This window comes from Bradyrhizobium sp. USDA3516 (genome assembly GCF_057651995.1).
In genome coordinates this window covers 496,439-511,473 of the sequence record NZ_JBYGYN010000001.1, presented here as the reverse complement: position 1 = coordinate 511,473, position 15,035 = coordinate 496,439, and the positions used below count along the sequence as shown (strand labels likewise).

General features: G+C 63.5%; 11 protein-coding genes and 1 tRNA gene. 7 read left to right on the top strand and 5 right to left on the bottom strand.

The features are described from left to right. Nucleotides 1–148: 148 nt before the first annotated feature. Nucleotides 149–595 (top strand): MaoC family dehydratase, encoded by a 447-nt coding sequence (locus tag AC24YW_RS02680; RefSeq protein WP_487481242.1) that lies wholly within the window; start codon nt 149–151, stop codon nt 593–595. An 86-nt stretch (nt 596–681) separates the two neighbouring features. After that, nucleotides 682–1,194, top strand: a complete 513-nt coding sequence (locus tag AC24YW_RS02675) for a hypothetical protein (protein ID WP_487481241.1) — start codon at nt 682–684, stop codon at nt 1,192–1,194. A gap of 153 nt (nt 1,195–1,347) precedes the next feature. Here AC24YW_RS02675 and AC24YW_RS02670 read toward each other — a convergent pair whose 3' ends face one another. Together AC24YW_RS02670 and AC24YW_RS02665 are read right to left on the bottom strand one after the other, a co-directional pair. Beyond that, complete coding sequence (locus tag AC24YW_RS02670) at nt 1,348–4,536, bottom strand: efflux RND transporter permease subunit (protein WP_487481240.1); 3,189 nt, start codon at nt 4,534–4,536, stop codon at nt 1,348–1,350. A 158-nt stretch (nt 4,537–4,694) separates the two neighbouring features. Continuing rightward, entirely contained in the window at nt 4,695–5,939 is a 1,245-nt protein-coding gene (locus tag AC24YW_RS02665; protein WP_487481239.1) for an efflux RND transporter periplasmic adaptor subunit, read from the bottom strand. A 199-nt stretch (nt 5,940–6,138) separates the two neighbouring features. Between AC24YW_RS02665 and AC24YW_RS02660 the strand changes: the two genes are divergently transcribed. The 5 genes from AC24YW_RS02660 to AC24YW_RS02640 all read left to right on the top strand — a co-directional run bounded on the left by AC24YW_RS02660 (nt 6,139) and on the right by AC24YW_RS02640 (nt 9,773). Next, nucleotides 6,139–6,747 (top strand): TetR/AcrR family transcriptional regulator, encoded by a 609-nt coding sequence (locus AC24YW_RS02660; protein ID WP_487481238.1) that lies wholly within the window; start codon nt 6,139–6,141, stop codon nt 6,745–6,747. Nucleotides 6,748–6,801: 54 nt separating this feature from the next. Continuing rightward, nucleotides 6,802–7,704: a ribonuclease Z gene (locus tag AC24YW_RS02655; protein ID WP_487481237.1), complete on the top strand. Its 903-nt coding sequence runs from the start codon at nt 6,802–6,804 to the stop codon at nt 7,702–7,704. A 207-nt stretch (nt 7,705–7,911) separates the two neighbouring features. Next, a complete protein-coding gene (locus tag AC24YW_RS02650) occupies nt 7,912–8,970 on the top strand; it encodes an acyltransferase family protein (RefSeq protein ID WP_487481236.1) in 1,059 nt (352 codons plus the stop codon). Between the two features lie 209 nt (nt 8,971–9,179). After that, nucleotides 9,180–9,253 (top strand) — tRNA-Gln (locus AC24YW_RS02645). 157 nt (nt 9,254–9,410) lie between these two features. Then, nucleotides 9,411–9,773, top strand: coding sequence for a DUF1428 domain-containing protein (locus AC24YW_RS02640; protein WP_487481235.1), 363 nt, complete (start codon nt 9,411–9,413; stop codon nt 9,771–9,773). A gap of 10 nt (nt 9,774–9,783) precedes the next feature. On the opposite strand, the gene AC24YW_RS02635 is transcribed toward AC24YW_RS02640, so the two are convergent. The 3 genes from AC24YW_RS02635 to AC24YW_RS02625 form a co-directional block, all read right to left on the bottom strand. Next, entirely contained in the window at nt 9,784–10,344 is a 561-nt protein-coding gene (locus AC24YW_RS02635) for an invasion associated locus B family protein (RefSeq protein ID WP_487481234.1), read from the bottom strand. A 61-nt stretch (nt 10,345–10,405) separates the two neighbouring features. After that, nucleotides 10,406–13,549: a multidrug efflux RND transporter permease subunit gene (locus tag AC24YW_RS02630; protein WP_487481233.1), complete on the bottom strand. Its 3,144-nt coding sequence runs from the start codon at nt 13,547–13,549 to the stop codon at nt 10,406–10,408. Then, nucleotides 13,546–14,727 (bottom strand): efflux RND transporter periplasmic adaptor subunit, encoded by a 1,182-nt coding sequence (locus tag AC24YW_RS02625; protein WP_487481232.1) that lies wholly within the window; start codon nt 14,725–14,727, stop codon nt 13,546–13,548. Before AC24YW_RS02625 ends, AC24YW_RS02630 begins: the two co-directional genes overlap by 4 nt. Nucleotides 14,728–15,035 lie beyond the last annotated feature (308 nt).

Below are 15,035 nucleotides of genomic sequence, written 5' to 3'. Positions count from 1 at the left end.
TCAGGCGTGTTTCGTCGCATCGGGAAAGCGGTTTCGTGAAGGAACCTTGCGCTGGTTTGTACGCTGCGGGCCGGCTATATCCCTCATTGCTCAAGCCATTTTTGAGCCGTCTTATCGGGAGCGGCGCATCATATTGCGAGGCAAAATCATGGCGCAGGTCGAGTGGTTCGACGATCTCACCATCGGAATGCGGTTCAAGTCCCCCGAAGTCGTGGTCACCGAGGCCGACATCAAGCGCTTTGCCGCCGAATTCGATCCGCAGCCGATGCATCTCGACCACGAGGCGGCGAAGCACACCCTGTTCAAAGGCCTTGCCGCCTCGGGCTGGCACACCGCCGCGATCGCCATGAACCTTGCGATCCAGACTCGCCCGTTCGGGCCGCATCCGCTGATCGGCGCCGGTGTGGACGGCCTGCGCTGGACCATGCCGGTGCGGCCCAACGACCGCCTGCATCTGATCGGCGAGGTCATGAGCCTGACGCCGTCGAAATCGAAGCCGCAAGGCATCGCGCTGGTGAAATGGACCATGTTCAACCAGAACGGCGAGGAGGTTTACACCTTCACTCCGATCGCGATCGTGCCGCGGCGGGGGTAGGATGGGCGCTGGCCGTTCGCCTCGCCCTCTTGCGAGCCGCCGGGAGAGGTAGTCATCTCGGCGCGGGGAACGCGCTGGAGGCCGACATGAAACGATCTCTTCTCGCCGCCGGAATTCTCGCTTGCGCCTTGAGCGCAACCGCCTCGAGCTCGAGGCCCGCGCTTGCGCAACAATCCAAGGTCGGCGACTGGACTATCGAGAAGCGCGCGCAGGATACCCATTGCAATGCCAGCCGCGGCTACAAGGACAAGCATGACGAGAACCGCGACTACGTCATCGTGATCACCTATTCCGAACAGGCGATCGTGATCGTGATGATCTACGACGGCTGGGAATGGGACAAGGTCGGCGAGATACTCCGGGCCGACGTCGGCACCGACGATGCCGACATCATGAAGAAGGCGAAGTGGGAGGTCATGGACAAGACCACGGTGCGCGGCATCTTCGCATACGATCAGTCGATCATGGATCGCCTCGCGAAGGCGAGGCGCCTCACGCTCGATTTCGAGGACGACGACGATGACAGCATCGAGATGCAGATCCCGCGGGCCGGCGAGGCGCTGGCGGCGCTGAAATTCTGCGAGGAGAACCGGAAGTAAATCGATCCGACCTGAAGCGCGATGCGATCAGGATGAATCGTCATCGCGCTTTAGGTTGTTGTTTGAGCATGATCTTTTCGGAAGACCGCTTCACACTTTTCCGGATCATGCTCCATTTGATCCCGCCGGGGGCGTGCCGCGGCGGGACGCCGTTCACTCGGCAGCCCCCTGGACTGGCGCTGCGCCGATGTCACTGCCGTGATGGACCAGCGGCTTCATGCCCGTGACGGTTCTGAGCAGCACATAGAACACCGGCGTCAGGAACAGGCCGAACACGGTGACGCCGATCATGCCCGAGAACACGGCAACGCCCATGGCGCGCCGCATCTCCGAGCCCGCGCCGGTCGAGAGCACCAACGGCAGCACGCCCATGATGAACGCCATCGACGTCATCAGGATCGGGCGCAGCCGCAAGCGGCTGGCTTCGATCGCGGCCCGGATCGGCGTGCGCCCGGCGAATTCGAGCTCGCGCGCGAATTCGACGATCAGGATCGCGTTCTTGGCGGAGAGGCCGACCAGCACGATGAGGCCGATCTGGGTGAAGACGTTGTTGTCGCCCTTGGAGATCCAGACTCCGAACATCGCGGCGAGCAGGCCCATCGGCACGATCATGATGATCGACAGCGGCAGGGTCAGGCTCTCATAGAGCGCGGCCAGCACCAGGAACACCAGCAGGATCGCCAGCGGAAACACCCAGATGCCGGAATTGCCGGCGATGAACTCCTGATAGGTCAGGTCGGTCCATTCGAAGGCAAAGCCCGGCGGCAACACCTCCGCCGCGATCCGCGTGGCCGCTTCCTGCGCCTGGCCCGATGAAAAGCCCGGCGCAGCCGCTGCGTTGATATCGGACGACAGGAAGCCGTTGTAGCGGATCGCGCGCTCCGGCCCCGCGCTCTGGCGAATATTGAGCAGCGCCGACAACGGCACCATGTCGCCGGACGACGAGCGCACCTTCAACTGCCTGATGTCGTCGGCGCGGGCGCGGAACGGCGCATCGGCCTGGACGCGGACGGAATAGGTCCGGCCGAACTTGTTGAAGTCGTTGACGTAGTAAGAGCCGAGGTAGATCTGCAGCGTGTTGAACACCTCGGTCACGGGCACGCCCAGCTGCAGCGCCTTGGTGCGGTCGATGTCGGCGAACAGCTGGGGCACGTTGACCTGGAAGCTGGAGAACACGCCGGCGATCTCCGGCGCCTTCTGCATCGCCGCCATGAAGGCGTTGGTCGCCTCGTTCAGGGCGTCATAGCCGAGACCGGCGCGGTCCTCGATTTGCAGCTTGAAGCCGCCGATGGTGCCGAGGCCGTTGACCGGCGGCGGAGGGAACATGGCGATGAAGGCTTCCTGGATTCCGGCATATTTCTTGTTCAGCTCGGCCGCGATCGCGGCGCCGCTGAGCGAAGGATCCTTGCGCTCGTCGAACGGCTTCAGCGTCGAGAACACGATGCCGGCATTGGAGGAGTTGGTGAAGCCGGAGATCGACAGGCCCGGGAAGGCCACCGAGCTCTCCACACCGGGCTGGGTCAGCGCGATGTCGCTCATCTTGCGGATCACCTCCTCGCTGCGGTCGAGCGTGGCGCCATCGGGCAGGCGGGCGAAGCCGACCAGATATTGCTTGTCCTGGCCCGGCACGAATCCACCAGGCACCTGCTGGAACAGAAACGCCGTCAGCCCGACCAGGACCACATAAAGGCCCATCACCGCGGACTTACGCGAGATCACCTTGCCGACGCTGCCGCTGTAGTTCTCCGAAGACCGCGTGAAGGCCTTGTTGAAGCCGCGGAAGAACCAGCCGAGGCTCTTCTCCATGATCAGCGTCAACCGGTCCTTCGGCTCGTTGTGGCCCTTCAGCAGCAGCGCCGACAGCGCCGGAGACAGCGTCAGCGAGTTGATAGCGGAAATCACCGTCGAAATCGCGATCGTCAGCGCGAACTGCTTGTAGAACTGCCCGGTGAGGCCGGAGATGAAGGCGAGCGGCACGAACACCGCGATCAGCACCAGCGCGATCGCGATGATCGGACCCGAGACCTCGCGCATGGCCTGATATGTGGCATCGCGCGGCGACAGCCCCGCCTCGATGTTGCGCTCGACGTTTTCGACCACGACGATGGCGTCGTCGACGACGATGCCGATGGCGAGCACCAGGCCGAACAGGCTGAGCGCGTTGATGGAGAAGCCGAACACGTGCATTACCGCGAACGTCCCGACGATCGACACCGGCACGGCGAGTAGGGGAATGATCGAGGCCCGCCAGGTCTGCAGGAACAGGATCACGACCAGCACCACCAGCGCGATCGCCTCCAACAGCGTGTGGATCACGGCCTCGATCGAGGAGCGCACGAACTGGGTGGGATCGTAGACGATCTGGTAGGACACGCCCTCCGGCATGTTCTTCTTGATCTCCGCCATGGTGGCACGGACATTGTCGGAGATCTGCAGTGCGTTGGAGCCGGGCGCCTGGAAGATCGGGATCGCCACCGCCTGCTTGTTGTCGAGCAGCGAGCGCAGGCCGTATTCGGACGCGCCGAGCTCGATGCGCGCGACGTCGCGCAGCCGCACGACCTCGCCGCGCGTGCCGGTCTTGACCACGATGTCGCCGAACTGCTCCTCGTTGGCGAGCCGGCCTTCCGCATTGACCGAGAGCTGCAGGTCGATGCCTTTGACGTTCGGAGAAGAGCCGACCACGCCGGCGGCGGCCTCGACGTTCTGCGCCTGGATCGCGCGCACGATGTCGCTGGCGGTCAGGCCGTGCTCGGCGGCCTTCTGCGGATCGACCCAGACCCGCATCGAATAGTCGCCGGCGCCATAGAGCTGGACGTCGCCGACCCCGTCGATCCGCGCCAGCCGGTCCTTGACGTTGAGCACGGCATAGTTGCGCAAATACGTCATGTCGTAGCGGCCGTTGGGCGACAGCAAATGCACGACCATGGTGAGGTCGGGCGACGACTTCTTGGTGATGATGCCGAGCTGGCGCACCACGGCCGGCAGGCGCGGCTCGGCCTGCTGCACGCGGTTCTGCACCAGCTGCGTGGCCTTGTCGGGATCGGTGCCGAGGCGGAACGTAACCGTCAGCGTCATCGCGCCGTCGGTGGTCGCCTGGCTCGACATGTAGAGCATGTTCTCGACGCCGTTGATCTGCTCCTCGATCGGCGTTGCCACCGTCTCCGCGATCACCTTGGGATTGGCGCCGGGATAGGTCGCGCGCACCACGACGGAGGGCGGCACGACATCCGGATATTCCGAGATCGGCATCGCGAACAGCGATATCAGGCCGGCAAGGAAGATCAGGACCGACAGCACGCCGGCGAAGATCGGACGATCGATGAAGAACTTTGAGAGATTCATGGCCTTGCCCCTGGGCAAATATCTTCCCTATTCCGACCGCTTCACCGTCATTCCGGGGCGCGCGTATCGCGCGCGAACCCGGAATCTAGAGGTGAGATGATCGGAGCTTCGCAATCTCGAGATTCCGGGTTCACGACTGCGTCGCGCCCCGGAATGACTTAACGTTGCACCACGTTCTGGTTGCTGTGGTTCGACGCCTGCTGCGGCCCTCGTGCGCCCATCTGTGCGATCTCCGTCTTGAGAAGGGCGCCCGGACGCACGCGTTGCAGGCCGTTGACGACGATGCGGTCGCCGGACTTCAGGCCCGAGGTGACGATGCGAAGCCCATCGACGGCGCCGCCGAGGGTGACCGGCCGGTAGACGGCACGGTTGTCGTCGCCGACTGCCATCACGAACTTCTTGTCCTGGTCGGTGCCGATCGCGCGCTCGTCGATCATCACCAGCGCCTGTTGCTTCGGCTGGCCCATGCGCACGCGCGCGAACTGGCCGGGGATGAGACGGCCGTCGTCGTTGCGGAACACCGCGCGGACACGGATGGTGCCGCTCTGGCCGTTGACCTGGTTGTCGATGAGCTGGATGTTGCCCTTCGCGGACAAGCCGCCCGAGGTCGTCATCTCGACCGGGATCTGGTCGAGCTTGCCGCGTTGGCCGGAAGCATCCGCGATCGAGTTCAGCGCGCGAAGCACCACCTCTTCGTCCGCATCGAACGAGGCGTAGATCGGGTTGACCGAGACCAGCGAGGTCAGCACTGGCGAGGCGGTGCCGGCGGCGACGAGATTGCCGACGGTGACCTCGATCTTGCCGACGCGGCCATCCACGGGGGCGCGCACCTCGGTGTAGTCGAGATTGAGCTTTGCGGTCTGCAGCGTCGCCTCGGCCGCCTTGACGTTGGCGATCGCTTCGCGATTGGCGTTGTCGCGCTGGTCGTAGTCGCGCCGGGTCACCACCGCGTTGCCGACGAGCTGCGCGCCGCGCTCGAGTTCGCTTTGGGTGAAGACGACGCGCGCTTTGGTGGCCTCGAGCTGGGCGGCAGCTTTGTCGACCTCGGCCGCATAGGGGGCAGGATCAATCTTGAACAGCACGTCGCCGGCCTTCACCAGCGCGCCTTCGGTGAAGTTCGTCGACATGATCGCACCCGCAACACGCGGGCGGAGCTCGACGCGGTTGATCGCCTCGAGCCGGCCGGAGAAATCATCCCACAGCACGGTCTGCCGTGGCTCGATCATCGCGACGGTGACGGAAACGGCTTGTTCAGCCGCGGCCACCGGTGCGGTCGCCTGCGCCGCATGAAAATAGCGGCCGGTCACGATCGAGCCGGCCGCGGCGAGGGCGCCCACGATGGCGACGCCGCTCAGAAAGCGGCGGAAACGGCCGGTGCGAGAGGTATTTTGGGAGGGGTGCATTTGCGCGCTCCAGATATGTAGTGTTCACTACAGATGTGGAGCTGGATACCGCAGTGCAAGATACTTATGTACCAATCACTAAGAAAATTGTACGCCGATACCGCGACGATGGGAAGACACAAGAAAAAGAAAGCTAGAACAAATAGATAGGATCCGGCGTTAGGCTGACACAGAACGCCGAATCCGAGGAGACAGGCAGATGGGCATGGGACGCCCCCGCGAATTCGACGCCGAAACGGCGTTGGACCAGGCGATGGAAGTGTTTTGGCGCCATGGCTATGAGGGCGCCACCATTGCCCAGCTCACCGAGGCCATGGGCATCAATCCGCCCAGCCTCTACGCCTGCTTCGGCAATAAGGAAGGCCTGCTCAAGGCCGCGCTCGACCGCTACACCAAGCTGCGCGACATCTGGATGGACGAGGTGCTCGCAGCGCCCACCGCACGCGCCGTGGCCGAGCGCATGCTGATGGGCATTGCCGACAAGCAGACCGATCCCGCCAATCCGCCCGGCTGCCTGCTCGTGCAGGGCGGCATCGCCTGCGGCACCGGCTCGGAAAACGTCCCCTTCGAGCTCGCCGCCCGCCGCGCCCAGAATGAGGACCAGCTTCGCGACCGCTTCATCCGCGCCAGGGCCGAAGGCGATCTCAAGGAGAGCGCCGATCCGGCAGCGCTCGCGCGCTATGTCTCGGCGGTGTCGGTCGGCATGGGCGTGATGGCGTCGTCAGGCGCCGATCGTGAAGCGCTGCGGCAGGTGGCTGATGTCGCCGTGCAGGCGGTGGAGGCGCAGTCATCCGACAGACCGCAATAGCATTGCTGGCCGGCATCTTGCGCGCCGCGACCAACTCTTGGATTGGCAGCGACCATGTTCGCCCTGACGTTTCTCGGGACATCGGCGAGCGTTCCCTCAGCGGAGCGCAACCATCCGGCGCTCCTCGTGGAAGCCGCAGGCAAGCGCGTCCTGGTCGATTGCGGCGAGGGCACGCAGCGCCAGCTGCTGCGCAGCGGCGCCGGCTTCCGGCGGCTCGACCGCATCCTGCTCACCCACGCTCATCTCGACCACGTGCTCGGCATCCCCGGACTGTTCTCGACGCTCGGCTTGCGGCAGACGTCCGAGATAATGACCGTTCACGGCGGCGCGGGCACGCTCGACCTCGTCACCCGCATGCTCGCCGGCCTGTGGGGCGCGGGCAGGGCGCCGATCGCCGTCGTGTTCGCAGCGTTGACCGAGGGACGCGTCATCGATGCCGGTGAATTCACCATCGACTGTTTTCCGGTTCGCCACCGCGACACCGACAGCTTTGGCTTCGTCTTCCAAAGCCCCGCGCGCCGCCATCTGCGGCCTGATCGCCTCATCGCGCTCGGTGTCCCCGACGGTCCCTTGCGCGGCGAGTTGGCCGCGGGCCGACCGATCGTGCTTGCCGACCGAACCATCGATCCGGAAGAGGTCCTGGGTCCTGCGAGCGGCGGCAGCAAGCTCGTCGTGATCGGCGACACCGAGACCACCGAGGGGCTGTCGCGATACGTGGCCGGCGCCGACATGCTGGTGATCGAGGCGACGTTCCTTGATCGCGACGCGCCGACCGCGCGGAATTACGGCCATCTCACTGCGGCAGAAGCGGCCTCCTTCGCGGCCGCAAACAGGGTCGGACAGCTCGTGCTGACGCATATGTCGGGACGCTACGAGGATGCAGAGATTCTCGCCGAGGCGGCAAGAATCTTCCCGAACACCGGGATCGCCGCGGACTTCGACCGGATCGTCGTCTGATCAGCCCAAAGCGAGGCGATGCCGATGCGGCTGTCTGTTCTCAAGAAACCGCGCGTAGTTCGCGCTCACGCCATCGGATCCTGGAACGTGCATGTGCCCTTAGAACCATGCAACGTGGAAAGCGGGGCGCCGACAGGCCGCCTGGAGGGTGCTTGTTAAGAACTGGTTGTCGGTCTAGGTTCGCAGCACCAATGGGTGCGGGGGCCGATGGGGTACGTTCGTTTTGTGCTGGCGGCGATCGTCGTCGGATTTCACTGCAAGTTTGGCGTCATTCATCAGACGATCGGAGGCCTGGCCGCGGTTGAAGCTTTCTTCATTATCAGTGGCTTCTATATGGCCGCCACCTATGAGAGGCACTATTCCGGTCGGCCTGCTGCGTTCGTCGCCAGCCGCTTCGCGAGGCTTTATCCGCTCTACATCATCGTCGTGATGGCGACGTTCGTTCTGTATTGGTGGAACCCTGCGAACCAAACCGGCATCTTCAACTATTTCCGGACCGACACACCGCCGTATCTGGTCAACCTTTCGCTGATCGGGCTCGATCTCTTTTCAACCATCCACAGCACCAAGTACCTGCTAGTCCCGCCGGCATGGTCGATCAGTGCGGAACTCGCGTTCTACGCGCTCCTGCCCGCCCTGCTTTTGCTCAACGGGAAGGGCCTGGCCGCTTTCGTCGTGGCTGCCTTCGCGTTCAAGATCACGATGTTCAACAGCTACGGTATGAAGTGGGCCTATTTCCCATTTTTCAGCCAGATCGGCTATTTCGGCGTGGGGATCCTGCTGTTTTGGTTGCGAAATCACCTGACATGGTCGACGCGCGCGGGGTACTGGCTTCTTGCTCTCTACATCCTCTACCTTTTGGGCAATAACTATGCCGACGAGCAAAACGGGGGCATCGTTCAGGCGGTGTTGCTCGTTCTCGCGACCTGCCTCGTCATTCCGACGCTCTTCGAGCGGATCAATGGGCCGCTGTCCACCGCATTGGGCGATGCGTCATATGGCGTCTATGTCCTGCATTATCTTTTCATTCAGATCGCGATCGATCTGCAGATCTTTGACCCGATCACGATGACCAGCCCCAACAGCGTAAGCCGCTGGCGGATTCTGCTTCAGACTATGATTATCCTGTTCTCAAGCACTGTCGTCGCGCTCCTTTTTGAGTTCACGATCCAGCGATGGATTGACCGGGCGCGCCGGTCGGTCTTCTACGTCCGGGAAGGAAGGCCAGAATCGTCTCGGCCGCAATACCGGCCTGATGCTGCCTGAACGGGGTCGAGAAGGCTGTCCGGAAAGGAGCCGCACGAGGTTGTCGCTCGGGTGTGACGCAGCGAGATCAAGCGACGATGCGTACAGAAGGACTGGACCGCGAAGGTCAGCACGGCTATATGAGCGGCCTGCGAGCCGCTTGGTCTGCAAAACTCTCAGCGAGCCTTGCAAGATCTCCGAAGAAAGCTTATTGATTTCAAGCGCTTCGTTGGGGAATGGTGTAACGGTAGCACAACAGACTCTGACTCTGTTTGTCTTGGTTCGAATCCAGGTTCCCCAGCCAGTTCCGGGCGCTTCTCCCATTGCTTGATTCCAAGCGCTCGGGCGTGCATCGACGCCCATCACACGCGGCGGTTTGCCTCACCTGACATTTCGCATTCCGAGGTCGGATCGCGGCATGCTCCATCGTCCTTGGGCTGGACAAGCGAAGGAGATCCGCAATGCCCTATGTCGATGGTTTCGTTCTCGCCGTGCCGAAGGCAAACATTGAAGCCTACAAGGCGATGGCAACAACCGCCTGCGCCATCTGGATGGAGCACGGCGCGCTCGACTATGTCGAATGCATCGGTGACGACGTTCCCTATGGCGAGCTCACCTCGTTCCCGCGCGCGGTGATCGCGAAGGAGGACGAGATCGTGGTGTTTGCCTGGATCGTCTATCGGGACCGCGAGAGCCGCGATGCCATCAACAAGAAGGTGATGGCGGATCCGCGGCTGAAAATGGAAGGCATGCCGTTCGACGCCAAACGCATGATCTATGGCGGCTTCACGACGCTGCTGCGGGCGAGCGACATCGTGACGTGAGGCGTGCCGGTTACTTGATCTTGTCGTAGGCGGAAGCGAAATCGCCGAGCGGCATCGGGATCGCGATGCTCTCCTTGGCCATGTTCTGGAACGAGACCTTCAGCTGCTTGCCCGACCGCAAGGCGCCGAGCAGGTCCGGCGCAACCGGGGTCGAGGCGTAGCAGCCGCGATTCTCGCAGGTCTGGATCTGGAGATCGAACGTCTTGCCTTCGTCGACCTGGAGCTTGGCCCCGACGGGAAGGTTGAGGCCGAGCGGCAATTGCAGAAGCGCGATCGGCGTGCGGGTGTCGGGCGCGATGCGGATGTTGATCAGGACGACGGTCTGGCCGGTCTTGGTCAGCACCGCGTTCTGCTCCATGGCGCATTCGAGCGGCGCGTCGCGGCTTGCGCTGGTGCAGCGGACGATCCAGCCGGGCTGTCCGGAAGCCCCGTCAGCCTGCGTCGGGGCAGGCGCGGGCTGCGCGGCCGGCGCGGGCGCGGCGTTCTTCTTGGCGCCCTGCTGGGCGTGCGCTGCGCCTGCTGTCAACAGGACGGCAGCGGCAAGGGCGACAAGGCGGGATTGCATAGGCATGGGAAACCGCATTTGCGAACCGGGGGTCTCGCTGTAGCGTTGCGGCAGGCGCGGCGCAAGCTTACTCGGCGGCTTCCCTGACGCTGCCGTGCTCGGGCGTCTCCTGACCTTCGTCGTCCGAACGGCCCCGGCTCGAGAACCAGTTGTTGAGCTTGTCGAGATAGAGATAGACGACCGGCGTGGTGAACAGCGTCAGCGCCTGGCTGACGATCAGGCCGCCGACCATGGCGTAGCCGAGCGGCTGGCGGATTTCGGCGCCGGTGCCGTGGCCGAGCATGAGCGGCACGCCGCCGAGCAGGGCGGCCATCGTCGTCATCATGATCGGGCGGAAGCGCAGCAGCGCGGCCTGGCGGATCGATTCCTCCGGCGTCTTGTGCTCGTCGCGCTCGGCGGCAATCGCGAAGTCCACCATCATGATGCCGTTCTTCTTCACGATGCCGATCAGCAGGATGATGCCGATCAGCGCGATCAGGCTGAAGTCGAATCCGGCCGCCATCAGGATCGCGAGCGCGCCGACGCCGGCCGAGGGCAGCGTCGACAGGATCGTGATCGGATGGATGTAGCTCTCGTAGAGAATGCCGAGGATCAGATAGACCACGACCAGCGCGGCGAGGATCAAGAGCGGCACGGTGCCGAGCGACTGCTGGAACGCCTGCGCGGTGCCCTGGAAGCTCGAATTCAACGTGGGCGGCGCACCGAGCTCCGCCATCGCCTTCTGCACGGCCTCGGTGGCCTGGCCGAGCGCGACACCTTGCGCGAGATTGAAGCTGATCGTGATCGACGGGAACTGGCCCTGATGGCTGATCGAGAGCGGGCGGACCGGATCGGTGGTCCAGCTCGCGAAGGTCGACAGCGGCACCTGGTCGCCGGTCAGCGGCGATCTCAGATAGAGCTTGTTCAGCGTCTCGAGATCGCCCTGCATCTCCGGCAGCACTTCCAGGATCACCTTGTAGGTGTTGAGCTGCGTGAAATATTGGGTGACCTGCCGCTGTCCGAAGGCGTCATAGAGCGTGTCGTCGATCAGCTGAGGCTGGATGCCGTAGCGGGCAGCGGTGTCGCGGTTGATCTTGAGCTGGACCGTCGTGCCCTGCGTCTGCTGATCGGTCGCGACGTCGCGCAGCTCCGGCAGCGTCTGCATCTTGGCGAGGATCTTCGGCGCCCATTCGTTGAGCTCGTCCAGATTGGCGTCTTGCAGCGTGAATTCGAATTGAGTGCGCGTGGGGCGGCCGCCGAGCCGCACGTCCTGGGCCGCCTGCATGTAGAGGCGGGCGCCCTGGACCTTGTCGAACTGCGGACGCAGGCGCGCGATGATCTGCTGGGCCGATGCGTCGCGCTCGTTGCGCGGCTTCAGCGTGATGAACAGGTTGCCGTTGTTGCCGGCGCGGCCGCTGCCGCCGATCGACATGGCAACGCTGGCAACGTCGGGATCGGCCAGGATGATCTTGCCGAGCTGCTCCTGGCGCCTCATCATCTCCTTGAACGAAATGTCCTGCGAGGCTTCGGAGGTGGCCGTGATCAGGCCGACGTCCTGCTGCGGGAAAAAGCCCTTGGGGATCAGCACGAACAGGTAGATCGACAGGCCGAGCGTGACGAAGAAGATCGCAAGCGTGGTGCGCCGCCAGGCGAGGGCGTGATCGAGCACATATTCATAGCCCCGCAGCATCGCGTCGAAGGCGCGCTCGCTCCATTGATAGAAGCGGCCGTGCTGCACCTCGCCATGGGCACGCAGGAAGCGTGAGGCCATCATTGGCGTCAGCGTCAGCGACACGAACATCGAAACGAAGATGGTCATCGCCAGCACCACGGCGAATTCGCGGAACAGTCGCCCGATGATGCCGCCCATCAGGAGCAGCGGGATCAGGACCGCGACCAGCGAGATGCTGATGGAGACGATGGTGAAGCCGATTTCCTTGGAACCCTTGAAGGCGGCCTCCATCGGCGAATAGCCTTGCTCGATGTAGCGCGTGATGTTCTCGAGCATCACGATCGCGTCGTCGACCACGAAGCCGACCGCGATGGTGAGCGCCATCAGCGACAGATTGTCGAGTGAATAGCCGACCGGCCACATCATGGCGCACGCGCCCAGCAGCGCCAACGGAACCGTGACGGTAGGAATGACCGTCGCCCAGAAGCTGCGCAGGAAGATGAAGATGACCATGACCACGAGCACAATGGTCAGGAGCAGCGTGAACTGGACGTCTTCGACCGCGGCACGGATGGTCGCGGTGCGGTCGCTAATGAGCTCGATCTTGATCGCGGGCGGGATCGCCGCCACGAGGCGAGGGAGGGTCGCCTTGATCCTGTCGACGGTTTCGATGACGTTGGCGCCGGGCTGCTTGAAGATCACCAGGAACACGCCGCGCTTGCCGTTCGCCCAGGCCGCCTGCTTGGCATCTTCGGCGGCGCTGACCGCCCGGCCGATATCGCGGATTCGCAACGGAGCGCCGTTGCGATAAGCGATGATAACGTCGTTCCAGTCCTTCGCTTGGGTGAGCTGGTCGTTGGCGTAGATCGTGTAGGCCCGCTTCTCGCCGTCGATATTGCCCTTGGGGCTGTCGACCGTGGTGATCGCGATCTGGCTGCGGATGTCCTCCATCGAGAGGCCCTTGGCGACCAGCTTTGCGGGATCGACCTGGATGCGGATGGAGGGCTTTTGTTGGCCGCCGATGAAGACCTGGGCGACCCCCGAGAGCTGGCTGATCTGCTGGGCGAGCTGGGCGTCGACCGCGTCGCTGACGCTGGTCAGCGGCAGCGTCTCCGATGTCGCCGACAGCAGCAGGATCGGTGCGTCGGCGGGGTTGACCTTGCGGTAGGTCGGGGGCGACGGCAGGTTTTTCGGCAACTGGCCGCTGGCCGCGTTGATGGCGCCCTGCACGTCGTTGGCGGCGCCATCGATGTTGCGATTGAGGTCGAACTGGATGGTGATCGACGCCGTGCCCAGATAGCTCGTCGAGGTCATCTGCGCGATGCCCGGAATCTGGGCGAATTGCCGCTCGAGCGGCTGCGCTACCGACGAGGCCATCGTCTCAGGGCTGCCGCCGGGCAGGTTGGCGGTAATCTGGATGGTCGGAAAGTCCACCTGGGGCAGCGGCGCGACCGGAAGCAGAGGATAGGCGACCAGGCCGACGAAGAGAATGCCGGCCATCAGCAGCGAGGTGCCGATGGGATATCGGATGAAAGGTGCCGAAATCCCGCCCTCGGTCATTGCTGTCGTACCTTGTTCTGGGCCGGATCCGAGCTTGCCACCGCCGTCGACACCAGGCTTCCGGGCTGCACCTTGAACTGTCCGCCGACGATCACCTGCTGGCCGGGGCTCAATCCTTCCTCGATGACCGAATGACCGTCGATGCCATAGCTGACTTTGACCTTGTGCAGCTCGGCCTTGTTGTCCTGGTTGACCGTATAGGCGTAGAGTCCGTTGGTGGAGTGCTGGACCGCGTCATCCGGAACGACGGTCGCATCCTTCAGCGTTCGCACCAGAAGCCGCGTCGAGACCGATTGGCCCGGCCACAGCGTTCTTTCCTTGTTGTCGAACACCGCCTTGAGCCGGATCGTGCCGCTGGTCGTGTCGACCTGGTTGTTGATCACCGCGAGCTTGCCCTCGGCCAGCGTCCTCTTGCCGTCTGTGGTGAAGGCGATCACCTTGAGCGCGCCGGCCTTCTGACCTTCGGTGATATAGGGGAGTTGGTCTTCCGGCGCGGTGAAGATTACCGCGATCGGCTCGACCTGCGAGATCGTGACGATGGCGGTCTGCGACGAAGCGTTGACGATGTTCCCGATGTCGACCTGGCGCAGCCCCGCAACGCCGGTGATCGGCGCCTTGATCTGGGTGTAATCGAGCTGGGTCTGGGCGTTGGAGATCGCAGCATCATCGGCGGCGATCTGGGCGGTGAGCTGAGCCACGGTGGAGCGCTGGGTGTCAACGCGCTGGGCGGTGGCGAATTCGCCGAGCTTGGTGGCGCGCTGGAGCTCGAGACTGGCGTTGGCGAGGCTGGCCTCGTCCTGCGCCTTCTTGGCCTTGGCCTGGTCAAGCGCGGCCTGATAGGGGCGGGGATCGATCGAGACCAGGAGATCGCCCTGCTTGACGATCTGGCCTTCCTTGAATTCGAGCTTGTCGATCTGGCCATCGACGCGGGTTCGGACCTGGACCGTGTTGAAGCCCTGAACCGTGCCGAGCCCGGTCAAATAGACCGGAAAGTCGGTCTTTTGGACCGGCGCAACGCTGACGGGGACGGCGGAGGGGCGAGGCGGGCCTTTTTGAGCGGTTTGTGCGGTCTGGGCTTTTCCAGCCTCGGACGCGCCGAATTTCTGCCAACCATAATAGCCCGCAGAGGCCGCGGCCGCGATGATCAGAAGCCAAAGGATCGGCCGGGACTTTTTCATGTCGTCTCGTGTCGGCTCGCATGCCCTCGGCTACGAATATCGGGGCAATTGTACGGTTCCATATGATGTATAATACACGCCAACTTCCAGTGTAAACAGCACTATCAGCTGAGAATCCTAAACAATTGGAAAGCTTTGCACCGTGTAGGCAGCTCGCTGACGCGGCGGTGTGCAGTGCTGCATTTTTCTGCCCCGTCCGTTCGGCCTGCCATTCTGGCGCAGCACGCGCAAGCGGTGGTGCTCGAGGCCGATCGGCTTTGCGTCGGGCCATGGTTCGGATCAGCCGCAAGAACGGTTCTAAGTTGCCT

What these genes read in the sequence shown, in the direction of transcription:
- AC24YW_RS02680 (WP_487481242.1), top strand. Translation starts at nt 149, where the DNA reads ATGGCGCAGGTCGAGTGGTTCGACGATCTCACCATCGGAATGCGGTTC.
- AC24YW_RS02675 (WP_487481241.1), top strand. Translation starts at nt 682, where the DNA reads ATGAAACGATCTCTTCTCGCCGCCGGAATTCTCGCTTGCGCCTTGAGC.
- AC24YW_RS02670 (WP_487481240.1), bottom strand. Translation starts at nt 4,536, where the DNA reads ATGAATCTCTCAAAGTTCTTCATCGATCGTCCGATCTTCGCCGGCGTG.
- AC24YW_RS02665 (WP_487481239.1), bottom strand. Translation starts at nt 5,939, where the DNA reads ATGCACCCCTCCCAAAATACCTCTCGCACCGGCCGTTTCCGCCGCTTT.
- AC24YW_RS02660 (WP_487481238.1), top strand. Translation starts at nt 6,139, where the DNA reads ATGGGCATGGGACGCCCCCGCGAATTCGACGCCGAAACGGCGTTGGAC.
- AC24YW_RS02655 (WP_487481237.1), top strand. Translation starts at nt 6,802, where the DNA reads ATGTTCGCCCTGACGTTTCTCGGGACATCGGCGAGCGTTCCCTCAGCG.
- AC24YW_RS02650 (WP_487481236.1), top strand. Translation starts at nt 7,912, where the DNA reads ATGGGGTACGTTCGTTTTGTGCTGGCGGCGATCGTCGTCGGATTTCAC.
- AC24YW_RS02640 (WP_487481235.1), top strand. Translation starts at nt 9,411, where the DNA reads ATGCCCTATGTCGATGGTTTCGTTCTCGCCGTGCCGAAGGCAAACATT.
- AC24YW_RS02635 (WP_487481234.1), bottom strand. Translation starts at nt 10,344, where the DNA reads ATGCCTATGCAATCCCGCCTTGTCGCCCTTGCCGCTGCCGTCCTGTTG.
- AC24YW_RS02630 (WP_487481233.1), bottom strand. Translation starts at nt 13,549, where the DNA reads ATGACCGAGGGCGGGATTTCGGCACCTTTCATCCGATATCCCATCGGC.
- AC24YW_RS02625 (WP_487481232.1), bottom strand. Translation starts at nt 14,727, where the DNA reads ATGAAAAAGTCCCGGCCGATCCTTTGGCTTCTGATCATCGCGGCCGCG.